The sequence below is a fragment of the Desmonostoc muscorum LEGE 12446 genome (assembly GCF_015207005.2).
Classification (GTDB): domain Bacteria; phylum Cyanobacteriota; class Cyanobacteriia; order Cyanobacteriales; family Nostocaceae; genus Nostoc; species Nostoc muscorum.
On record NZ_JADEXS020000001.1, the window covers coordinates 6,681,697 to 6,704,753 of the forward strand.

General features: G+C 40.1%; 15 protein-coding genes and 1 pseudogene. 8 read left to right on the forward strand and 8 right to left on the reverse strand.

Annotated elements, in window-relative coordinates; genetic code table 11:
- Positions 1 to 2: 2 nt before the first annotated feature.
- A complete protein-coding gene (locus tag IQ276_RS27735; protein WP_193915361.1) occupies positions 3 to 1,538 on the forward strand; it encodes a hybrid sensor histidine kinase/response regulator in 1,536 nt (511 codons plus the stop codon).
- Positions 1,539 to 1,691: 153 nt separating this feature from the next.
- Here IQ276_RS27735 and tftA read toward each other — a convergent pair whose 3' ends face one another.
- The 3 genes from tftA to IQ276_RS27750 form a co-directional block, all read right to left on the reverse strand.
- Positions 1,692 to 3,041 (reverse strand): hormogonium tapered terminus morphoprotein TftA, encoded by a 1,350-nt coding sequence (tftA, locus tag IQ276_RS27740; protein WP_193915363.1) that lies wholly within the window; start codon positions 3,039 to 3,041, stop codon positions 1,692 to 1,694.
- A 290-nt stretch (positions 3,042 to 3,331) separates the two neighbouring features.
- Positions 3,332 to 3,673: a DUF5615 family PIN-like protein gene (locus IQ276_RS27745; protein ID WP_193915365.1), complete on the reverse strand. Its 342-nt coding sequence runs from the start codon at positions 3,671 to 3,673 to the stop codon at positions 3,332 to 3,334.
- A gap of 3 nt (positions 3,674 to 3,676) precedes the next feature.
- The gene (locus IQ276_RS27750; RefSeq protein ID WP_193915367.1) at positions 3,677 to 4,003 is read right to left on the reverse strand and encodes a DUF433 domain-containing protein; all 327 of its coding nucleotides are present in this window, start codon (positions 4,001 to 4,003) and stop codon (positions 3,677 to 3,679) included.
- 138 nt (positions 4,004 to 4,141) lie between these two features.
- Here IQ276_RS27750 and dnaG point away from each other — a divergent pair, with 138 nt between their 5' ends.
- The 4 genes from dnaG (at position 4,142) to IQ276_RS27770 (ending at position 10,412) form a co-directional block, all read left to right on the forward strand.
- Entirely contained in the window at positions 4,142 to 6,073 is a 1,932-nt protein-coding gene (dnaG, locus tag IQ276_RS27755; protein ID WP_235116034.1) for a DNA primase, read from the forward strand.
- A gap of 241 nt (positions 6,074 to 6,314) precedes the next feature.
- On the forward strand, positions 6,315 to 8,069 hold the full coding sequence (locus IQ276_RS27760) for a serine/threonine protein kinase (RefSeq protein ID WP_235116035.1): 1,755 nt from the start codon (positions 6,315 to 6,317) through the stop codon (positions 8,067 to 8,069).
- A 439-nt stretch (positions 8,070 to 8,508) separates the two neighbouring features.
- Positions 8,509 to 9,072, forward strand: coding sequence for a pentapeptide repeat-containing protein (locus IQ276_RS27765; protein ID WP_193919654.1), 564 nt, complete (start codon positions 8,509 to 8,511; stop codon positions 9,070 to 9,072).
- Between the two features lie 158 nt (positions 9,073 to 9,230).
- Positions 9,231 to 10,412, forward strand: a complete 1,182-nt coding sequence (locus IQ276_RS27770; protein ID WP_193919656.1) for a M20 family metallopeptidase — start codon at positions 9,231 to 9,233, stop codon at positions 10,410 to 10,412.
- On the opposite strand, the gene IQ276_RS27775 is transcribed toward IQ276_RS27770, so the two are convergent.
- From IQ276_RS27775 to IQ276_RS27785, 3 genes and pseudogenes are all read right to left on the reverse strand, one after another.
- Positions 10,409 to 10,816 carry a zinc ribbon domain-containing protein gene (locus IQ276_RS27775; RefSeq protein WP_228043258.1) on the reverse strand — a complete coding sequence of 136 codons (408 nt, stop codon included), beginning with the start codon at positions 10,814 to 10,816 and terminating at the stop codon, positions 10,409 to 10,411. The genes IQ276_RS27770 and IQ276_RS27775 overlap by 4 nt on opposite strands.
- A pseudogene (locus IQ276_RS27780) lies at positions 10,782 to 10,931 on the reverse strand (DUF423 domain-containing protein); the annotation flags it as partial. The gene IQ276_RS27775 and the pseudogene IQ276_RS27780, both read right to left, overlap by 35 nt.
- Positions 10,932 to 11,025: 94 nt before the next feature.
- On the reverse strand, positions 11,026 to 11,505 hold the full coding sequence (locus tag IQ276_RS27785) for a hypothetical protein (RefSeq protein WP_193919658.1): 480 nt from the start codon (positions 11,503 to 11,505) through the stop codon (positions 11,026 to 11,028).
- A 371-nt stretch (positions 11,506 to 11,876) separates the two neighbouring features.
- Here IQ276_RS27785 and IQ276_RS27790 point away from each other — a divergent pair, with 371 nt between their 5' ends.
- Together IQ276_RS27790 and IQ276_RS27795 are read left to right on the forward strand one after the other, a co-directional pair.
- A complete protein-coding gene (locus IQ276_RS27790) occupies positions 11,877 to 14,885 on the forward strand; it encodes an ABC transporter substrate-binding protein (protein ID WP_193919660.1) in 3,009 nt (1,002 codons plus the stop codon).
- Between the two features lie 183 nt (positions 14,886 to 15,068).
- Positions 15,069 to 16,529, forward strand: coding sequence for an AAA family ATPase (locus IQ276_RS27795; RefSeq protein WP_193919662.1), 1,461 nt, complete (start codon positions 15,069 to 15,071; stop codon positions 16,527 to 16,529).
- A gap of 106 nt (positions 16,530 to 16,635) precedes the next feature.
- Here the strand turns inward: IQ276_RS27795 and bchM are convergent, their stop codons facing one another.
- A complete protein-coding gene (gene bchM / locus IQ276_RS27800; protein ID WP_235116036.1) occupies positions 16,636 to 17,322 on the reverse strand; it encodes a magnesium protoporphyrin IX methyltransferase in 687 nt (228 codons plus the stop codon).
- Positions 17,323 to 18,026: 704 nt separating this feature from the next.
- Between bchM and IQ276_RS27805 the strand changes: the two genes are divergently transcribed.
- Positions 18,027 to 20,108 (forward strand): cation:proton antiporter domain-containing protein, encoded by a 2,082-nt coding sequence (locus IQ276_RS27805; protein WP_228043110.1) that lies wholly within the window; start codon positions 18,027 to 18,029, stop codon positions 20,106 to 20,108.
- A gap of 135 nt (positions 20,109 to 20,243) precedes the next feature.
- Here the strand turns inward: IQ276_RS27805 and IQ276_RS27810 are convergent, their stop codons facing one another.
- Positions 20,244 to 23,054 (reverse strand): ATP-binding protein, encoded by a 2,811-nt coding sequence (locus IQ276_RS27810; protein WP_193917763.1) that lies wholly within the window; start codon positions 23,052 to 23,054, stop codon positions 20,244 to 20,246.
- Between the last annotated feature and the right edge of the window lie 3 nt (positions 23,055 to 23,057).

Below are 23,057 nucleotides of genomic sequence, written 5' to 3' on the forward strand. Positions count from 1 at the left end.
TCATGAATCAAGAGAATACTGAAAATGACGTTATTTTAATTGTTGATGATACCCCTACTAATTTAGGAGTCCTGTTCGAGTTGTTAGCAAACGGAGGTTTTCAAGTTTTAGTCGCCCAAGATGGTGAAGATGCAATTGAGCAATTAGAATATGCTGCACCTGATTTAATTTTGTTAGACGTAATTATGCCAGGGATAGATGGCTTTGAAACTTGCCGCCATTTAAAAGCTAAGGAAAGTACAAAAGATATTCCAATAATTTTCATGACTGCACTTTCAGAAACAGTTGATAAAGTCAAAGGATTGAGTCTTGGGGCTGTAGACTATATCACTAAGCCATTGCAGCATGAAGAAGTTTTGGCTCGCGTCAAAATTCATTTGAATCTGCGAAAATTGACCAAAAAATTGCAAGAACATTCTCTGCGTTTAGAACAGGAAGTTCAAGACAGATTAAAAGCAGAACAAGAGCTTTTGCAATTAGCTGCTGAATTAGAAAAACGCGTAGAAACCAGAACATTTGAACTGCAAGAAACAAATCAGCAATTGCATCAAGAAATTCAAGAGCGTATTTTAACAGCACAAGCTTTGCAACAATCAGAAACTCGTTATCGAGAACAAGCCAATAGCCTAGAACTTGCTTTTCGTCAGTTGAAAGAAACTCAAAGTCAGTTAGTTCAAAGTGAAAAAATGTCTAGTCTAGGACAACTCGTAGCAGGAGTAGCCCACGAAATTAATAACCCTGTGAATTTCATTTATGGCAACTTAACTCACGCAAGCCAATATATTCAAGATTTGCTCTATCTCTTACATTTGTATAAAAAAAATACTCCTGATACATCTCTAGAAATTGAGCAACAAGCAGAATTAATAGATTTAGATTTTATCATTAAAGATTTGCCACAACTGCTATCTTCTATGAGAATTGGCGCAGAACGCATCCGCGAAATTATTCAATCATTACGGAATTTTTCGCGGATTGACGAAGCAGAAATGAAGCCAGTTAATATTCACGAAGGCTTAGACAGTACACTCTTGATTTTGCAAAATCGGCTTAAAGCTACTTCAAGTAATCCAAGTATTCAAGTCATTAAAGAATATGGAAATTTGCCGTTAGTAGATTGTTATCCTGGGCAACTCAATCAAGTATTTATGAATTTAATTGCTAATGCAATTGATGCTTTAGAAGAGTATGAGCAAGCACAGCATCCGCAAAATTATCAATCTTGCCAAAAGCAAATTTGGATTCGGACTACAGCCATTAATGATGAATATGTTGCTATTCAAATTGCAGATAACGGGTCAGGAATGACTGAAGATGTGTTAAAATATCTTTTCGACCCATTTTTTACGACAAAGCCTGTGGGTAAAGGGACGGGTTTAGGATTGAGTATTAGCTATCAAATTGTTGCTAAACATGGCGGTAATATGCAATGTATTTCTGCACCTGGACAAGGGGCGGAGTTTACTATTACTATTCCTCTACAAGCGCGATCGCCTGAACGAGCCTGTTCTATTTTAAATAGAGTTCATTGTTGGTAAACCTACCTCATGTAGCAATCAATATATTTAAGTTGTAAGAATTATTGTTATCATTTGTAGTTAAAAGTAACTTCTGACTCCTGAATTCTGCTTTCTGAATATCCTTTTCAACGACAAAGCCCTATAAAATTCCTAGAAAAAGTTACTCAAAACTTAAAGAAGTCCTGCTGACTCATACAATCGTTTTAGCATTGCTGTAATTCTTGCCCCATAATCCAAATCTGCTGACCAACGCCCTGATAGTTGGTCAATTAATGGTGCAATTCCCCGCGTCACAAAGCGAAACCTGGGATCTACTACTTCCTGTACCAAAGGTTCTAAACTAGCGTAAGCTTTTAAATGTTGGATGTGCGCCCTTACCCCAATTCTGGCACTGGAAAAAGATGCAGCCTCCGAACCGCCACCGATCGCACCCAAGCCGGCAAAGTTATTTTGCTCAGGTTTAATATCGCCGCCAAACCGTAAAAATCCAGTTTCTACACACATTTGGCAAAAAGCAATATCATAATTTACCCCCTCTATACCCGCTTCTTCCCGATAAAGTTTTGAGATGTCAGGAAACTTTGCCAAAGCATTTTGATTATTATTTCTTAGAAATAGTTGTAACTGTACTTCTGAAGTATTACCGTTCGACATTACCCGATCCATTTGACCAGCACAAACTATTAAATTCGATCGCAAGCTGACAGTACGAGTTGCAGCATCCCAGCCGACTGCAACATTAAAATCCCGCAGTTCGATCGCTTTGACATACACTATTCTACGATAGGTAATTCGATTCACATTAGGCGCTTTTGATAAATCTATTCGTAGACGGTCTACTAAATCAATAGGAATATAAGCATTACCATTAACTAAAATTCCTTGTTCTGAATAATTTTGTCCATTAATATTAATATTAATTGCTGCGTAAGTCGGTTCTGTCGGAGTTCCAGTAGGGTCAATTACACGACTCCAAGTTGCCAATCCATCAGCAATTCCCAAAGCAAAATCGCGGCGACGACTTTGCAGCAAAGCCCGATCCTCTGGACTGCTAAGAAACCCCACTTGCATCAACAAAGCTGGAATCGTCGTCCGGCGACAGAATGCCAAACTCCCCAATCCACTATCTGTATCTGGCTTGACTCCGCGATTTGGTAATTGGGGTACTCGGCGCAACAACCCCACCAGCAACTGTTCAGCATTGCTTTTGCGCTCAGTATTGTTGGCAATGTAGAAAACACTAGCCCCACGTACAGAAGGACTGCTAGCTGCATCAGATTGAATTTCTAGCGCCACATCACCCCGTCCCCCACGAGAATTGATCCAGGTGATGGTTTGAGCGGCACTCAAATCATCAGGAACTGCTAAAATCTCAAAATTCCGCGCCCGCAGTTCTGTGACAATTAAATCCCGCAACAGAATCATTTCTTTAGCTTCAGTTGTACCACCTGCGATCGCACCCGGATCAATTCCTCCAGCTTCTTTCCCTCCGTGAGCCGCCGAGATAAAAATACGTCCCATCTTCAGTATTTCCTCTGATAAAATTAAGCGTAAGCAATTTTAGACATAGTTGGTGGCACAGCAACAACAATATAATAGCTATCAGAAGTCCAAAGTCATTTGTCCTTTGTTATTTCTCCAAAGTTGGGGATTGGAAATTGGGGACTAGGGACGGGTATTGTATTAGTACGGCACAATCAGCACTAATCCAAAGATTATGGTGTGGTTGAAAAGGCAATCTACTGCTGCTCAATGGCGTTAGTGCGATCGCATCTCAATATCTCAAGTTTGCGCGTTCCATCAAAACATTTTTAAGTGACTGGACGTACCACGCGAATTAGTTTTCCTTGCAACGGTTCTTCTGCTGTCACAGCCTCATCTATCCGTGCTGCAAACTGTTCCCAATTACGATTGTTCGTGCAAACAATAATACCGAAGTGGTTAGAATCACGACGATGCAAACGGATAAAATCATCTCTGTTGATAGTTAATATCGAGCGTTCTTGACTTGTAGCAAATGCCAGCACTTCGTTATCAGGTATACCTCGATCTGCATTTCCAGCTTCTTGGACTGTCAAAACATCATGTCCCAAAGTACGTAATAATTCCACAACCGGGAACGGAAACTGCTCGTCTGCGTAAAACCGTGCCATCGACTAGGCTACCTCATTACGCTCAATTGCTAATTCGATTTCATCGGGGTTAGCTTCTGCATATATCCAAGCATTAGCTAAATCTGTAGCTGTAATGGTTGGATAACTCGTCAAAAGGTCAGCATCACTATATCCAAGACGGCGAGCTTCTACAAGTACCCAGAGGGGAATACGAGTTTTAGCGATGCGAGCTTCTCCACCACAGACTCTAGGAGTTTTCTCAATTCCTTGCCAATTGCTGCCAAGACTTTGAGCAAGTAACTGTATAGCCTGCACTTTTTCACCAGGACTGAGGGCAAGAAGTTGTTGTTTTAACTCTTTGAGTGTCACGGATGTAAATCCTCTAATGTTTTCTCAGGCTACATTTACAATTTTATCGAGGAATCCTTCACAGGTAAATTGATTAATGTGGTGCGCCCTAGTTGAAGATTGCGGCAAAATATAATCAATTATGAATAATGGCTAAATATGCAAATCCCCCGCTTACACCCAGACACAATTGAGTCAGTTAAACTACGCGCTGATATTGTAGATGTCGTATCAGAGTACGTAGTTTTACGCAAGCGTGGCAAGGATTTTGTCGGTTTATGCCCCTTCCACGATGAGAAAAGTCCCAGTTTCACCGTCAGCCCGACCAAACAAATGTACTATTGCTTCGGCTGTCAAGCCGGGGGAAATGCGATCAAGTTTGTCATGGACTTGGGAAAGCGTTCTTTTGCTGAGGTAGTGCTGGATTTAGCACGGCGTTACCAAGTACCTGTACAAACTCTGGAACCCGAACAACGCCAAGAATTACAGCGTCAGCTGTCTTTGCGTGAACAATTATATGAAGTTCTGGCAACATCCGCCCAGTTTTATCAACACGCCCTCAGACAATCCCAAGGGCAAAAGGCAATTCAATATCTGCAATCTAACCGCAAACTTCAAGAAGAAACTATACAGCAGTTTGGTTTAGGTTACGCCCCCGCAGGTTGGGAAACTCTCTCTCGCTACTTAGTGGAAGACAAACATTACCCAGCGCAACTGGTGGAAAAAGCGGGATTGATTAAGCCCCGCAAAGAAGGCGGCGGTTATTATGATGTGTTCCGCGATCGCCTAATGATTCCCATCCGCGATGTTCAAGGACGCGTGATTGCTTTTGGTGGTAGAACTCTGACTGACGAACAACCCAAATATTTAAATTCACCAGAAACCGAACTTTTTAGCAAAGGGAAAACATTATTTGCCCTCGATCTAGCCAAAACTGGGATTTCCCAACTCGATCAAGCGGTGGTGGTAGAGGGATATTTTGATGCGATCGCTCTTCACGCAGCTGGAATTAATAACGCCGTCGCCTCCCTTGGTACAGCCTTAAGCTTAGAACAAGTGCGGCTAGTATTACGCTATACCGAATCGAAACAACTAGTACTCAACTTTGATGCCGATAAAGCTGGAACCAATGCAGCCGAAAGAGCGATCGGTGAAATTGCCGAACTAGCATATAAAGGAGAAGTTCAGCTAAAAATTCTCAATCTACCCAATGGCAAAGATGCTGATGAATACTTGCGTGAGCGAACACCAGAAGATTATACAGAACTGTTAGCAAATGCGCCCCTTTGGCTGGACTGGCAAATTCAACGAGTTCTTCAAAATCGGGACTTAAAACAAGCTACCGATTTTCAACAAGTAACTCAGCAAATAGTTAAATTACTCAAAAATATAGCTAACAGCGATACACGAAATTATTATGTTTCTTATTGTGCAGAAATACTCAGCTTAGGTGATACCAGACTTATACCCCTACGAGTCGAAAATTTATTAACTCAAATTGCTCCCCCTGCGCCTACATATTCCAAACCTGTATCAGCGAGAAAAGCATGGGGAAATGAAAAACTTTCCCCACTCCCCACTCCCCACTCCCCACTCCCTAGCGATCGCAGCCTTTTAGAACACGCCGAAGCATTATTACTGAGAATTTACTTGCATTGTCCCCAACAGCGTCAAGCCATTATTGACGAACTAGAAGAACGAGATTTGCAATTTAGCCTTTCTCACCATCGATTTTTATGGCGACAGATTTTAGAAACAACGGTGGAACAAGTAGATTTAATTTCGACTCTGCAAAATAGATATTTAGAATTATCAGAAGATTTGGGATTAATATCGCATCTGTTTCATTTGAACGAGAAATGGAAGACAGAAATACTTCGGACTCCGCAAGTGGTGCAAGCTGCGATCGCTTGCATGGATTTGGTAATGCTGGAAAAACGCTATCGCCACTTTTTGGAACTATGGCAGCAAACCGATCCTGAAGCCGAACCAGAGAAATATCAATTTTATTATCAGGCTTTCTACACCGAAAAACTCAAGCTGCAAAAAATAGACAGACAACGGCTATTTTCCATTACAGAATTATTGTAGTTATGAACATGGCTGTGTCCCTACCCGTGTACTTCATTTACCTGAAATACGCTGTATGAGCATGGAGAAGTTCTACCATTTAAGATAGACATAAGCTTTTATTCTCCTTTCCCTCAGAAGGTGAGCATCGGTCGAGTATGTTTTAGTATAAATTTATACTATTTTTTATACTCAAATGCTGAAAGTAGGGTATTTGAGCATCAAGCGAGCATCTTAGCATTCATTATGCCCAAAAGCGTTGATGTACAGTTTTTCTAAGGTTCACTGCATAAATCCTGATTGTCAACGTCCTTATCCTCAGCCTTGGGGAAACAAATTTTGCAACAGTTGTGGCGCACCGCTACAGTTGTTAGACCGCTATATTCCACTTCAGGCGTTGGGTTCGGGAGGATTTGCTCAAATTTACACGATTTGGGATGAAAAAACTCAAACCGAGAAAGTGCTGAAAGTGTTGGTAGAAGATTCACCAAAAGCACTGGAATTATTTACCCAAGAAGCGGAAGTTTTATCTAGAATACATCATCCGGGTGTGCCCAGAGTTGAAGCCGATGGGTATTTTCAGGTAAATTTGTTCAATCCCAAACCACACCAACTGCCTTGTCTGGTAATGGAAAAAATCAATGGGCAGACTTTAGAGGAGATATTAAAAAAATATCCGCAAGGGTGTCCAGAGGATTTGGTTTTAAACTGGTTCGCCCAAGCTGTAGAAATTTTACAGGAATTACACAAACGTCAAATTATTCACCGAGATATCAAACCTTCTAATTTGATGCTGGATACCTCTTCACCAACTGTACCATTGGTTGGAGGAGAAACAAAAAGCGATCGCCTCGTATTAATTGATTTTGGAGGAGCAAAACAAGTTAGCGCCTCAAAAGTGGGTTCTCGGTCTAGTTCCACCCGATTATTTTCTTCTGGCTACAGTCCACCAGAACAAGTGACTGGAGGAATTGTGGGACCGAGTACTGATTTTTATGCCCTTGGTCGAACGATGATTGAATTACTAACGGGCAAGTATCCGCTGGACTTGGAAGATCAGCAAACAGGGGAGTTGCGCTGGCGAACTGAAGCGAATGTCAACCCGCAATTAGCAGACTTGCTGGATGAGATGGTACAGGAAGATGTGCGATCGCGTCCAATAAATGCAGCGATGATTGAAAAACGTCTAGCAAAGATTTCTCAACCATTACCGTCGCCGGGGTTATTTTCTCGACTGCGAGACAACCTGAAGCTTGCTTCAAACCAGGCTTCCCAGAAATTGACACTGCTAAGACAAACTGTTCAACAAGCTTTAGGTCAATTTAGCCAAGCTGTAAATCAAACCATTATATTTATTGCTCAGACAATCCTGAAAATTCTCCGAGCTTGTTTGGCGACGATTTGGGCGATGATGCTGACTAGTATTGGTGCTTGTTTTGGTGCGATCGCTGGTTTTATTTTGGCCTATCGCACAAGCTTGGGGTCTCGGATTGTAGAATTTCTTTTGACTCAGGCAAACCAATTAGTTCCAAATACTCAACCCACCTTCGGGGCAGATATTTTGGTCTTTGTTGCTGCGGGTTGGGGAACCGCGTGGGGACTGACAGTATCTGGGTGTTTTGGTCAACGGCGGCGATTTTTAGTAGCGTCGTTGATGGGCATGATTAGCTACGGCTTTGGTTGGTTGATTTTGCAATTGATCACCCCAAAAAACAGCGGCGAAGGCTTAGTAGCAGTGATTTTAGTGGGAGTTTCCCTACTTACCTTAAGTTTAGGACTTCGCAGCCATCATATAGTGTACGCCGTGTTCGCTGCCTTTGGTAGTGCGATCGGCTATGCAGCTTTGATTCTTTTGAACATAGCACCTCAAATGTTGGAATTTTCCAGTCAACCGGGCTGGCCAGAGCTGTACAAGCCTCTGATTTTTTTTGGTTCTGTAGGCTGGTTTCTCAGTTTCTGGTTAGGAGTGAGTTTTTACCTAATTGTGCCTGGATTGCGTCTTTTGGGATGGCGGTGAAAGGGATTGGGGATTGGGGACTGGGGAGTAGGGAGTAGGGAATAGGGAATAGGGAGATATTCTCCCCCTACCTCCCCTGCTTCCCCTGCTCCCCCTGCTTCCCCTGCTTCCCCTGCTTCCCCTGCTCCCTCATCTCCCTCATCTCCCTCATCTCCCTCACTCCCTGTTAATTACCCAAAAACAAGATCCCCCTAGTCGTCTTTTTCATCGAGCTAGGGGGATCACATATGTGGTAGTCTATAAATGGTTCGGTATAGTTCCTTACGACTCGATTGTATAGCTTAGATTTCACTTTGAGTAGTCTTACCGCAAGAATTTATAGTATATTCATACCTTCTTAATCAATGCTTCATTCCGGTTATTCACTTGACCGGTTTCATATGTAATTATGACAGTACCCAGTGTAAATTTGTCATAATTGTAAATATCTGTAACAAATATGAAACTTAAGATTGTCGCCACCGTCTCTTTGTTAGCTGGTTTCGGCTTTGCGGGGCAGACCTTTGCATCAAACGTACAAGACTTAGATCAGTTGAAGGCAACAAATGCTTGTCCCAGGTGTGATTTGAGTGGTGCTGACCTAACTCAAGTGAATCTAACTGGAGCAATTTTGCGGGGGGCAAACTTGAGTGGTGCGACATTATCTCAAGCTAATCTCACAAATGCCGATCTAACAGGTGCAAATTTAGAAGGTGCAATTCTAAATTCGGCGAATCTCACTGGTGCTTCTTTAACGGGTGCAAACTTGAAATCAGCATCCCTAGAAAAAGCCAATCTGTCCTATGCCGGTTTCATGAGCGCTAATTTAGAAGCAGCAAACTTAAAGGATGCCACCTTGCTGTTTACCAATTTTCGGGCGGCAAACTACCGACTCACAACTTTGAGCAATGGTGTTGTTACCTCCGACAAACCCTACAGCTGGTCGTTAGAGCGTCAAAATACCAGAGAATGTAACGAGTTCAAACCCGAAAACACTCCAGGCACTACCTGCTACGGAAAATAGAGTTGGGGACTGGGGACTGGGGACTAGGGACTGGGGAGTGGGGACTAGCGAAGAGTTTTCCTAACTCAAAGCCCAATGCCCAATCCCCAAATATATCGCTTTTTTGTTTGTTAACAGTTCTTTATCATGGAAGCAAGCCTGTAGATTAATTGATATCGATGCTTACTCGTATTAAAGACTTAGCAGCAAAACTAGCACCTCGCTTAATTGAAATTCGCCGCCACATTCACTCTCACCCAGAACTTAGCGGTCAGGAATACCAAACAGCTGCCTTTGTAGCTGGTGTTTTATCTTCCAGTGGTTTGCATGTGCAAGAAGGGGTTGGTAAAACAGGCGTCATTGGAGAACTGCAAAATACTAGCCAAAATGACAGTTTATTGGCAATTCGCACCGATATGGATGCTTTGCCAATTCAAGAGGGCACTGATTTGGAATACGCCTCTGGTGCAGCTGGTGTGATGCACGCTTGCGGTCACGATGTCCACACCACAGTGGGATTAGGAACGGCAATGATACTCTCCCAAATAGCAGAGGAGTTGGGTGGTAAAGTGCGGTTTTTATTTCAGCCAGCCGAGGAAATTTCCCAAGGGGCAAACTGGATGGTGAAAGATGGGGCGATGACAAACGTCTCAGCTATATTAGGGGTTCATGTTTTCCCTTCTATACCCGCAGGTTCTATTGGCGTGCGTTATGGGGCGTTGACTGCTGCTGCTGATGATTTAGAAATTTTGATTATTGGCGAATCTGGACATGGGGCACGTCCCCATGAGGCCATTGATGCTATTTGGGTTGCGGCTCAAGTTATTACTGGATTGCAACAAGCCATCAGCCGGACACAGAATCCTTTGCGTCCTGTGGTGTTGAGCATCGGCAAGATTAATGGTGGCAGAGCGCCGAATGTCATTGCTGATAAAGTACAGTTATTGGGAACAGTGCGATCGCTCCACCCTGAAACCCGTGCCCATCTGCCAAATTGGATCGAAAATATTGTAGCTAATATCTGCCGTGCTTATGGGGCAAGTTATCAAGTCAATTATCGTCAGGGCGTACCCAGCGTGCAAAACGATTATAGTCTGACCCAATTATTGCAATCAGCCGCAGAAGAAGCTTGGAGTAGCGATCGCGTTCAAGTCTTACCCGAACCTTCCCTTGGTGCTGAAGATTTTTCTATGTATTTAGAACACGCCCCCGGTTCGATGTTTCGCTTGGGTGTAGGCTACAAAGAAAGAATCATTAACCACCCATTACACCATCCCCAATTTGAAGTTGATGAATCTGCCATTATGACCGGGGTTGTGACTATGGCCTACGCTGCTTATAAATATTGGCAACAAGGTTAAATGCGTAAACTACTCCCACCTGCATAACGGCTGAGGTGGGAGCTTTGAGAAGCCCTAGAAATATCAAATAAGTTTAGTTGCACGTACTCAGTCTTTCTCCCGATACGCACATCTAACTTACAAGATAATCCCGAACCACGAGGCTGGTTTACAATCACAGCCCCAATTGCAGAAATGTTTTTCGCCCCATTCAAATTAGCGTCACCAATCCACCCACAATGACCACAAGCAAACTTCTTACCACTGCGATACGATTCACACTTCACAGGATGAATATGCAAACAGTTGTGGCAAGTTTGCGAGGTGTAGTGCGGGTCAACAAGAACCAGTTTTACGCTAAACTTAACCGCTTTGTAGTCTATGAATTGTCGCAGATGATAAAAGGTAACGAGCGCCAGTTTCAAAAATTTCTAGTGAGCGCTCACTAATTTTTTCTCGTAAGGCATGGGAAGCAAAAGCACCAGCAGCAACTGACAAACCGCCTAAAACAGCAGCTATGCTCAAGAAAATTTGCGTCATTAGACTTAGCCGTAAGTTGGTAAATTAGTCATTGGTCATTAGTAAATAACAAATAACAAATGACAACTAACAAAAGACAAATGACTAATGACAATTAGACATCAAAATGATATGATACAGCCCCTTCTTCATTCACTTTAAAGTTTGCATTAAATTCTTTAGCTTTTTGATCTAAATATTGTCTGGCGTCGGGTGCGGGTAGTTGTGATTGCATAGCAAAGCCTAAAACAGTCACACGTCCATGATTTTCTTCTAGCATGTCATAAAAAAGAGATTGCAGGCGATCGCTACGTTGTTGATTAAGTGCCTTTTTCTCTTGCCGACTTTGACGATACAATCCCAATGCTAACCATGCTCCTAGTGTGAGAGTAGGGACGCCAAAAATTAGACCACCAGCAACAGTATTATCATCTTGATAGCTAGCGTTTGGTGCGGAAAAATCATAGGCATCTTTCACTGGTATATAAACTTTACGTGTAGCAAATTTTTCAATTGCTGCTGATGCTGATAACGTTAAAAACATGAATCCGAGTGTCAGTAGCCAACCGGCAGCCAATTTTTCAGCAGTTTTCATATTTCCACTTCAGATTTAAACTTTGCTAGAGATTCTAACCTGACTTTCCCAGAGGTTCCAGTATATCAATCTACTCCCTGGGACAGTTTTTTAGCGAACGCACTACACTTTTTGGCGTACTTTGCTCGAAAAAGCAAGGTTATTAAGCGCTTACAAGATACCCCCGTAATCATGTAATATTTAAAATATACTTAATTCCCTGTAAGAATTCGGCGTTACCAATTTCAAGATGATTGTGGTACCGGTATTTTGCCATGTTCAACAATTTCACGATGGATTAGATATCCATACTACAAAAGTATCAATATCATCTCGTAAATATACAAAACTAAAAATTAAACGTCAAATACTTTAGAAGCAGCAAAACCCGAATGTCTCCAAACTCACAAAATTCTTACATCAGAAACCCTTACATTGTTGGTCGTCCTGTTCAAATGCCAGACGAGTTTTTCGGGCGAGAAATTCTTTTTACAAATATAGCAGATAGTTTGCAACAGAATGCACAATTTATTTTATTACATGGTCAAAGACGTATAGGAAAATCTTCTGTACTCAGAAATATTCCCCTTTTCGTATCTCCAGATGAATTTGTTTTTGTGCCTTGCGATTTGCAAGAATACGGTTCTGCGAGTCTAAATCAAATATTGTATGCGATCGCTAGGGAAATTTTTCAACATCTTGAATTAAACACAAATATTCTGGAACCTTTATTAAATGCAAATTTAGAAAATATTCGCCGAATTTTCAACAGGAGAGTCTTAGCACAAGTTGACGAGAAACTAGATAATAAAAAACTAGTTTTATTGTTAGATGAATTTGATGTTGTTAGTCATAACGACACAGAAAATACTGTGGGATTTTTACGCTTTTTAGAAACCTTGGTTAGACAACAGGAAGAATTGTTTGTGATTGCAGTAGTTGGAAGATATCTCAATGCTATGCCAAACTTGATGCAATCATTTAGAGGCGCACCATTTTATGAAATAGGTTTATTGGATAACAACGATGCTCAACAGCTAATTACTCAACCTGCCGCTCAGATTTTGGAATATCAGGAAAAAACAATCGCAGAAATTTTAAAAATTTCATCAGGACATCCTTTATGTACACAAGCCTTATGTTATCAAATTTTTCAGCTAGTAAGAAATGAAAATAATCTTAGCCAGAGTAAGATAGTACCCGATTATGTGCTTGAAGCCATACCCAACGCGATTAATACTGCTGAAGGTGGATTAGATAGTATTTGTCAAGGACTAAGTATCCCGGAAAAAGTAGTAATTTCAGCAGTGGCGGAAGCTCAAGAAAATAATACTATAGAAAATCCTTTAAAGTTACTTGAAGCCTATGGACTTGTGCTAACAGATTCTTTGGAAGAAGCAATTCAATTATTAATTAATAAGGGTTTTTTGGATAGCAATCCAGTAAAACTGAAAGTAGAATTAGTGCGTCTTTGGTTACTGCAATGTCATCCATTAAGGAATGAAATCAGGACTTTGGAGACACTACAAGAAAACAATATTAACCAACTATTGCCTGTGGCTCGTTGTTGTTGGATGGGAGAGAAACAGCAGGATGCAGCATTAGCGATTTACGAACAGGTTTTACAGCTAAATCCCAATCACTTCAGCACTATCGTAGAACTAGCAGAAAAATACTTGGAAGTAGAAAATTTTGATAAAGCTTTAAAGCTTTATGAGCGAGTTTACAAATTAGATTCAGGAAGGTATCAACAACAATTTTTAGAAGCATTAAATCGTTATGGACATTGGTTAATCATTAAAAGAAATTACGTAGCAGCCAAGCAGCAATATGAAAAAATTTTACAAATTCAACTTGGAAATACTTTAGCTCAACAGAAACTAGCAGAAATAAAAGCTTATCAAGCTAGTACTCATATAATGAGTACTAGCATTAATTATCTGAGAAATTTAATCAAGCCGAACTCTAGGTTAGTGAAATTAATTTTTATAGGATTAATTAGTGGTATTGGAAGTATGTTTGTTGGTCGTTATTTATTAACTAATTGCACAGCAGAACAACAAAAATCTTTAGATGGAAGTTGTATAAATAGGAATAGTATTACTTCTATTACTTCAAATAAGCCCAATCCAAATAAGAAAATTAGTAATCCAATTAGTAATAGTATGAGTAGAGGCGATCGCACTTTATTTACAAGCATACAAAATAGCGATCGCGATCGAGGTATTAACAGCTTTAAAAACACGAAAGTAGCTGCACAGCACTTTGAAGAAGCTGTCAAGAAGAATCCTAATGATCCTGAGATACTAATTTACTACAATAACGCTCTTGCCCGCCAAAAGGGCAATCCTTTAACTTTGGCAGTTGTAGTACCAGCCCAAAAAAGAACAAACTCTGCTCAAGAAATATTACGTGGGGTAGCACAAGCGCAAAATCAGTTTAACCAACCAAATCGATTTCAAGATCGATTAATAGAGATTGTGATTGCTGACGATGATAACAACGAAGATATAGCAAAACAAATAGCCCAGGAACTAGTACAAGATAAATCAATATTAGGAGTCATCGGACATGGTTCTAGCAAAGTCACTAACGCAGCTTTGCCTATATATACAATAGCTAATTTAGCAATCGTATCACCTACTAGCACTAGTATAGACTTACAAGGTTCTGTATTTTTTAGAATTTTACCTTCAGACAAGGCGAGTGGTGAAAAGCTAGCTAAATATGCATTAAAAAATAACTTCCAAAAAATAATAATTTTCTGTAATCCCCTCGATTCATATAGTAGAAGTCTTAAAGAAGAATTTAGACTTACATTTTTCAAAAATCAGCGTGAAGGAGTAGTTCCTTCTTCATGCATTAACTTAGCTGATCCAAATCTAGATGTAGAGCAAGAAGTACAAAAGTTAATAGACGATCCCTTAGTAGAAGCAATAGCATTGTTTCCAGATACAGATAATATTGAAGTTGCTATGAAGATTGCAAAGACTTACAATGACAATCTGACAAAAAGCAATAATGTCAAACAGATCAAAGTCTTAGCAGGTGATTCTCTCTATAAACCAGAGGTTGCTAATACTCTAGAAGGTTTGATTTTAGCTGTACCTTGGTTTCGAGATGCACCAAAATCACAGAGATTTGCACAAGAAGCTGAAAAACAATGGGGTGGTGGTGTGAGTTGGCGCACTGCAACCAGCTTTGACGCTACCCAAGCTCTGATTGAGTCTTTCAAACTATCCCCGGAAGTATCTAGGGTAACAGTTTTAAAAAATTTACCAAAAATCAATCTTTCAGAAAACACTTCTGGAGAGCAGTTGAAATTTGATCCATCCAGAGAAATTAACAAAGAGGCAACTTTAATTACGGTTCAAGATGGTCGGTTTGTTAATGCAGAGTAAAAAGAGGGAAAACTAACTTAAGATGCATATGCATTAGTCAGCCAACGCAAGCCATGTTATAATGAAGTTTGTGCGTAAAAACTAAACGAAAGCTTCTGCTTCAAGAATTTCTCCTGGTGCAATAGCTTAATGGGGATATGGCTAACAAATCACATGCTCACTAGACCCATCGCAGATATTATTATGATACAACTAAAATCTCAGAGAAACCCCTATGTTATCGGTCGCCCCATTAATGAACCGAAAACATTTTTTGGACGACAGAAGCAAATAGCGTTTATTGAAGAAAATCTGAGACAAGGTGAAAAAGTCATACTACTGCATGGTCAACGACGTATAGGTAAGTCATCTTTACTTCAGAATATTCCTCAACTTGTCAAAGTTGATAACTTTGCTTTTGTCAGCTTTGATTTAGAATATCATAGCCAAGATAAACTAGAAAACCTCTTAGAGAATTTAGCAGAAACTATTGTTGAACAATTAGAAATACCTCCAGACAAAGTAGCAATTCCCAAAGCTCAACAGATAGAGGAAGAAAAAGATATTTTTTGTGCTAAATTTTTACCTAAAATTTATGAACATCTAAAAGATCAGAATTTGGTATTACTTTTAGATGAATTTGATGCTTTAAACAATAAACATATCGGCGTAGAACTTGAATCATTATTCAAGCAATTAAAAAATATTGCCCATAAAAATTCCAAATTATTTGTGATAATATTTGCCGGGAGGAAACCAGCAGATATATCAAATTTGTTGAAAATATTTCCCAAAGTACCAGTCGCAAGAGTTGGGTTATTAGATAACGAAAGCATTAAGCAGCTGATTATCGAACCTGTTGGGGGTTCTTTAAGTTACGAACCAACAGCCATACAAGCAATTACAGATTTATCGGCAGGACATCCTTATTTCATTCAAATTTTATGTTTTGCGGTTTTCAGTAGAGCTAGAGAACTCCAAAAATGGGAAGTTGCCCAAGAAGATGTAGAAAATATTATAGATAAGGCAGTTGAGCTTGCAGAAGCTGGCTTTGCATGGTACTGGGAAGCTTTATCTGTAACAGAAAAGGTAGTTTTTTCTGCCGTGGCTGAGGCGCAAAAAATAACTCTTGAAAAAAATGACCAAGAGCTAGAAAAAGACCCATTGATGCTACTTAAAAGTCATCAAGATGTGTTGTCTAGAGATTTGTTAGAAAAATTAACTGAAGAACTAACATTAAAGGGCTTTTTAAACGAGCAAGGAAATAAAGTAAAAATAGAATTAGTCCAGCGTTGGCTAATACAACGTCACCCGTTATGGCACGAAATCAGGGAATTAGAGAAACTAGATAAACAAGAAGTTAAAGATACCTACGAAACCCTGAATCAAACACCTCAAATCAGCAATAATCAAAAGCAAAGTCCTATTATTCAAAGTCGTGCTTTGAGTCAGCAACCCAAGAGTTTGGAACCAAATATACCCTCTGTTAAGCCTGATAAAAATAAAGTTCATCGGAATAGAGGGGAAATCTGGTTACTTCCTGGAATGATTTTCTTGGGAGCAGCTGCGATCGCTTCCTTTATAATAATTTTTTACGATCACAACCGCAGCGATCAAAATAAAAACCAAAATTCAGTACCAAATGCGACATCTCCCAGCCAATAGTTAGTTTTTGGCGGTGCGTTAGGCTGAAGCCATAACGCACCCTACTTACTACTTACTTACACTTAGAAATAAAGAATATGGGGAAGTAATATCCCCCTCATCTCCTTCATCCACGCGTAGCTTCCAGTAAACGTGAAAAATAGAAGCGAGTTTTAGTCATCGCTTGGCGTTGCACTGCAAAGCCGTTCTTTTCCAAAATTCTCACCACATCAGCCTCACGATGCAAATATGCACGAGTGGCTTTACTAGGCCCAGGAAAGAAACTACCAATTTTCTTGAGTATAGTCAAGGCGCAGGTTTTCGGCGCAAAACTGAGAATTATCCGCGACTGTGCGAGAGAACAGAGGTGAGAAATCATTTCATCGGCTTTTTCTTGGGGGTAGTGAATGAGGACATCTAGGCAAATAACAGTATGGTAACTACCACTCAACGATTCCAAATCCTGCACAGCAAAAGTAGGATTTTCAGCATTTCCCAAGGTTTGCAAGGCTCTGTCTTTGCCTTCTTCTACCATTTTTTCAGAAATATCGCTTGCATAGACCTTAGCGCCATCTACCGCCAGCGGAATGCTGAGACTACCCACACCACAGCCAGCATCGCAGATTGATAGTTGTGGTAAATTGTTATCAGCTTTTAGCCAGTCGAGAACTGTATCCACGGTTTGCTGGTGTCCATTGCGGATGTCCAGTTGAACTTTGTTGACTTCGCCATCGCCGTAAATCCGCCTCCAACGGTCAAACCCTGTGGAATTGAAATACTCGCGAACAATTGTTTTATCGTCGGCTGCGTTCATAAACTCTGATTTTTAGGGGTTCTCAATGCTTAAAATTATCATTGATAGGAACCCACAAGAGCGGTCTTCCAGATTTTTCTAGATATGGCTGGCGTATATAGCGGTTCCCATTCAGATGCGGTACAACATGATATTGCGAGGTGTAGGGGCACGGCAGTGCCCATTGGTGTCAACTTAAGCTCAAATGCTTCTTGTCCCACATACCTTTTACCCCCCTTAATCCCCCCTTATAAAGGGGGGAAAAAAGAAATCTAGTTCCCTCCCCTTTATAAGGGGAGGGTTAGGGTGGGGTAAAACCTTTGCATGAGTGATTTGATTAGTTTCTATTGCTCTACATTACCAAACTTGATGTTGTAATTTAACAATATATTGGCATTCTTTTTACATTAAATTTATTAACAAGCTAATATTTTGAATTATTTTCAACATAAACTTCTATTTCTCTAAAATCTCACGATTTACAAATAATAAATCCTATTTACGGTTATTCAAATATCCATAATCTTCGCAATCTCCAAATCCATATTTATGTCTGTGGATCTAAACAAACCCTTCTTAAGATAGAATTGCGATCGCCATGCAACAATTATACTGTTAAAGATTTAATTAATGGTAATCAAAAAAACTTAAGCCTGCGGAAATTTTAAGTGAATTTTCGTATCCATAGAGAGAGTACACTTACAAATTAGGTTTATTTATTACAAATGCCAGCAAGCTTGTTAACAGACAGTCCGATCGTTGCATTTACCATTCTCCTGACAGTAATCTTTACTGTACCCCCTATATTTGAACGTCTGCGACTCCCTGGGTTAGTGGGATTGTTGCTTGCAGGGATAATTCTAGGAGAAAACGGGCTAAAGTTGTTAAACTCCGAGTCTGACACGATGAAACTGCTTTCGGATATCGGTAAACTTTATTTGATGTTCGTAGCAGGTTTAGAAATTGACTTAGAACAGTTCAAGAAAACTAAAAATCGCTCAATTGGGTTTGGGATACTCACATTCATAGTTCCATTAATTGCTGGCATTATTACCGGACGTTTATTCAATTTTAGTTGGAATTCTTCAGTCTTAATTGGTTCTTTGCTAGCCTCGCATACTCTCTTGGCATATCCAATTGTCAGCCGTCTGGGTGTGGTCACAAATGAAGCTGTAACTGTGACAATTGGTGCCACAATTTTTACTGACACAGGTGCTTTGCTGGTATTAGCAATTTGTGTGGGAATTCATGGAGGAGAATTTTCCGCCTTGAGTTTAGCAATGTTGTTAGGTGGATTAGCAATTTACTCAGTTGTTGTCTTATTTGGCTTTGACTGGGCAGGAAAAGAATTTTTTCGTCGCTCAGGAGACGAACAAAGTAACCAGTTTTTGTTTATATTACTAGCATTATTTTTGGCATCTGTGGGAGCGCAGATAATTGGAGTTGAAAAAATTGTTGGCGCTTTTTTAGCAGGTTTAGCTGTCAACGATGTTTTGGGACGTAGCCCAGTTAAAGAAAAAATTGAGTTTATTGGTAGTGTTTTGTTTATCCCTTGTTTCTTTGTGGACATGGGATTATTAATTAATATTCCGGCATTTATTAAAACCCTCAGTTCAATTTGGTTGACTGTAGTCATTGTAGTGGCTTTGATTGGTAGCAAATTTATCGCAGCATTCTTAGCTAAACTGTTGTACCGCTATAATACAGCCGAAATGCTAACGATGTGGTCGTTGTCACTGCCACAGGTAGCAGCTACACTAGCAGCAACTTTGGTAGCTTATCAAAGTATAAATCCTGCGGGTGAAAGGCTAATCAATGAAGGCGTGTTAAACAGTGTGATTGTCCTGATGCTGGTGACTGCAATATTAGGACCGATAATCACAGCAAGATTTGCTTCTTCTTTACAGCTGCAAGAAACAGATTTTGAAACAGATAGTCTGGCTACTTGGTGGGGAGGTAATGAAGGGGAATTAGCAGAAAAAAAACAAGATTCATTTACTGTTGTGGTACCAATATACAACCCTCAAACCCAGCGTTATCTGATAGAAATGGCAGCATTGCTGGCTAGTCATGAATCTGGAAAAATTGTGCCATTAGCTATTACTAAAGCACATATCCAAATGGACGATCCACAATTAGTAACAGCACTTGACCAAAGTCGGCAAAGATTGAATTTAGCTAGAGAAATCAGTCAAGAATTTGATGTGGAAGTGTCACCTGCAAATCGGATTGATGATGATATAGCTTTGGCAATTAGCCGCACTAGTCGAGAACAAAACGCTAATTTGGTGGTGATGGGTTGGTCGCGGACAACAGGTTTACGTGCCCGTTTGTTTGGTAATGTAATTGATAGTGTCTTTTGGTCTTCTCACTGTCCGGTAGCAGTCACGCGCCTTTTGAGTAGTCCCAAGACAATCCAAAAAATTCTTGTACCAGTTGGAGATTTAACTCGCCAAACCATAGGCGCTTTACGATTTGCTCAGATTTTGGCTGATGTAAATCAGGCAGAAGTTGTATTGTTGCACGTTTGCGATCGCAACACCCGCCCAAATCTAGTGGAAAAATTTGTCTCTCAATTGTCTGATATCGCCTCTAAGAGCCAGTTACAGGTGAATACGAGTATTCAAACCATCAAGGGTGATGATGTTGCTAGAGCAGTAATTCGCCAAGCTCAAGCCTTTGATTTAGTCGTGTTACGTTCCGTGCGTTATCGCACAGCCGGTGGACTAGCCGTTAGCCAAGTCACAACCCAGATGATTCAAGAATTGAAGTGTTCAATTGTCTTGGTTGGGGAACCGAATTCGTGATGAGGCAGGGGTTTTGGGTTATTGTGGGGGATGGTGGCGATCGGAAATACAGCGAATTGCAACAGGCGTGAGGTACAGATAATTGTAAGGGCACAACATGTTGTGCCCCTACCCGTGTCCTGAAATACGCTGTAATTAGCTTTCAATTATTTGTTGAATAGCAGCCACTAGTTTGCCAAACCATTCCAGATTTGAGGGTATATGATTTTTATTATTCCATAGCCATTTAATAGCTGTAGCGAATTCATCAAGCTGCTGGTGACTCATCAAATTGAGAAAAACTTTTTCTCGTGCTTGCAACCAGTTTTCATCTGTTTGTTGAAGTTCTTGAATTACCCAAAGCTCCATTATTGATGAACTCAAAGAATAAATCTTTTTAGCTTCACCAAAAGTTTGAGTAAGTATACCTTGTTCTTCCAGTTGGGTTAGCTCTCTCTGCATTTGAGTCAATATCAAATTAAAATCACTCAAGTCAAAGCGCAGCCTTGGATGCAAACGTTCTCTCAAACCAGACAGAGCAAAAAGCATTAACAAAGTCTGTTCTACTTCAGAACAACTGTGCCAAATACTTGCGAAAAACTGCTTAGTACTACTTTCTAATTTATTAACAAATTCTTGAGTATCTACTGGATTTTGGCTTTCTAGTTCTCGGTAAATCAAAGGACTGACAATATTTAGTAAAGTCGGATTCCCACCAGTAATTTCTCCTATTGCTTCCAGTAATTGTGGTGTAATTGGTTTATTAAATGATTGCAGGAATTGGTCAATTTCGGTATCAGTAAATGTCTGAAGTGGCAAAAATAAATAATGATTGTACCACGGAGAAGCGTTGGGACTGAGCTTTCGTAGCAGTTGATTAAGACGCTTAAGAGAAGTAACAATCATTGACAGATGTCGTGCTTCCGCTGAGTGAACAGCCAAATTACGACAGTCCATGAAGAAGTTTTGCATATCTTCTTCCGAGTATTCTGGATTTTGAACAAGAGCTACATCAAAATCATCTACTAACAGTACCAAGAATTTTTCTCTTTGCCCAAGTTTCCCTAATACCTGACGCAGACTATCTATAGATGTTTTACCCTTTGCTAAAAGAGTATCAATCTTAGTCTGTAATCCTGGTTCAGTGTACAGATTATGCTTCAGGAAGCTGAGTACTTTTTTCCAAAAGCCAGAGGGAGTAAAAGGTAGAATTGTCTTGCAACTAAAGCGAACAATTACAGCCTGCGATGAATCTAGTTTATGTTCTTGCCATACTTGAGGAGAAGCCGAAGCTATGTAGCGGAGAAAGGAGGTTTTGCCCATTCCTGGTCCGCCCCAAATCGCCAAGTGACTACGGTTATAAATTTGCTCAAAAGCAGCATCAATTTCACTTTCCCTTCCCACAAATAGTTCTGGAGAATCTGGGGAGTCGTGTATCTCTAATTGCAATATTTCATCCCGCAGTGGGTGACGTTCTAGTAGCCAAAGACGGATTAATTCTACTTTGACTTTAATGGGGTTAATATTTAGAAAATCTTTATTAATTAAGAGTTGTATGGCTTCTTTCAAAGCATATGTTATCACAAATCCATAGTCTTCAAGTAACTTTAAAGGGTTTTCTGAGGTATTTTGTTGTTGAGCCTCTGCTACTGCCGAAAAAACCACCCGCTCTAGGATAGATAAACAATCATAAACTACTGCTAATGGTGCTTGTAGTGTGTCAAATACTTCGGGGAAAATATACCTCACATTTTCATCAGTGACTTTCCAATTATCTTCACTTCTGGCTTGATTGAACAGCTGAAAACAAATCCCTTGGGTAAAATAAGGATGTCCTGACGATAGCTTTAGAATTGCTTCTATCGCATCAGGTTCGTATGTCAGAATTCCTTTTGCTGGTCGATTAATTAGCTGCCTAGCACTGAGTTGATCCAGCAAACCTACTTCGATAATTGGACTATCTTTGAATAATTGCAGCAAACTTGGCATACTATCGAGATATCTGCCAACTACTGCAATCACACATAATTTTTCTTGTTGTGTAACTAAATTTTCTAAGAAACGTAAAAATTCAACAGCGTTTTTTGTCTCATTTCCACTGACAACATCAAATTCATCTAACAATAAAACCAGTTTGTAATTATCTAGTACTTCGTAAACTAGTGGTAGAAATACAAGAGTAAAAATGCTGTGAATATTTTCTGAATCTGCATTTAATAGAGAATCTAGTATAGTATTTTCTAGTTGAAGTTGTTCCACAATGGCATGAGCGATCGCATGTAGTATTTCACCTAGAGTTGAATAGGCGTGTTCTTGTAAATCGCAAGTTACAAAAACAACTTCATCTTGAGATATAAAAAAGGGAATATTATTTAAAATAGAAGTTTTACCTATACGTCTTTGACCTTGTAATAAGATAAATTTTGCATCATCTTGCAAATTGTCTTGTATAAAATTGAAAATATTTTGTCGCCCAAAAAGCATTTCAGGTTTACGAATTGGACTACCAAGAATATAAGGATTGCGATTATAATTAATCGATGAATTTCTCTCCGATTTTTGAGGAATAGAAGTTACACGTTCGTGAGTGCTAATAATTTCTTGGCTGTGAGTTACCGCTTGAGTAATGTCAAGATTCAGCACCCTAATTGGCATCCCCCAATTATTCACCAAGGTTACCGTAATTTCTCCCTCCATTTCTTTTTGCGCGGCTGTCAGCAAAAACTCTGCCGGCCCATAACTCCCGCCAAAGCGGTGTAAAACCACAGCTGGCTCACCCAAAGGCTCACAACTAAACAACGGCGAAGTATCCAACATACAGTAAATTGGATATTCTTCTTCCTCATAAGGCCACTCATCAGATGATTGCAAGTCAATTGTCATTAGGTAAGTTTTATCCACCTCTGCTTGACCCGGGTAGCTAATAATAGGCTTAATAGATAAAGCTCGTTCCTGAGTATTAGACATGAG

Coding starts and splice junctions, on each gene's coding strand:
- IQ276_RS27785 (WP_193919658.1), bottom strand. CDS start 11,505: ATGAAAACTGCTGAAAAATTGGCTGCCGGTTGGCTACTGACACTCGGA.
- tftA (WP_193915363.1), bottom strand. CDS start 3,041: ATGGGACGTATTTTTATCTCGGCGGCTCACGGAGGGAAAGAAGCTGGA.
- IQ276_RS27765 (WP_193919654.1), top strand. CDS start 8,509: ATGAAACTTAAGATTGTCGCCACCGTCTCTTTGTTAGCTGGTTTCGGC.
- IQ276_RS27745 (WP_193915365.1), bottom strand. CDS start 3,673: ATGGCACGGTTTTACGCAGACGAGCAGTTTCCGTTCCCGGTTGTGGAA.
- IQ276_RS27735 (WP_193915361.1), top strand. CDS start 3: ATGAATCAAGAGAATACTGAAAATGACGTTATTTTAATTGTTGATGAT.
- IQ276_RS27805 (WP_228043110.1), top strand. CDS start 18,027: ATGCCAGCAAGCTTGTTAACAGACAGTCCGATCGTTGCATTTACCATT.
- IQ276_RS27810 (WP_193917763.1), bottom strand. CDS start 23,054: ATGTCTAATACTCAGGAACGAGCTTTATCTATTAAGCCTATTATTAGC.
- dnaG (WP_235116034.1), top strand. CDS start 4,142: ATGCAAATCCCCCGCTTACACCCAGACACAATTGAGTCAGTTAAACTA.
- IQ276_RS27760 (WP_235116035.1), top strand. CDS start 6,315: ATGTACAGTTTTTCTAAGGTTCACTGCATAAATCCTGATTGTCAACGT.
- IQ276_RS27795 (WP_193919662.1), top strand. CDS start 15,069: ATGATACAACTAAAATCTCAGAGAAACCCCTATGTTATCGGTCGCCCC.
- IQ276_RS27770 (WP_193919656.1), top strand. CDS start 9,231: ATGCTTACTCGTATTAAAGACTTAGCAGCAAAACTAGCACCTCGCTTA.
- IQ276_RS27790 (WP_193919660.1), top strand. CDS start 11,877: ATGTCTCCAAACTCACAAAATTCTTACATCAGAAACCCTTACATTGTT.
- bchM (WP_235116036.1), bottom strand. CDS start 17,322: ATGAACGCAGCCGACGATAAAACAATTGTTCGCGAGTATTTCAATTCC.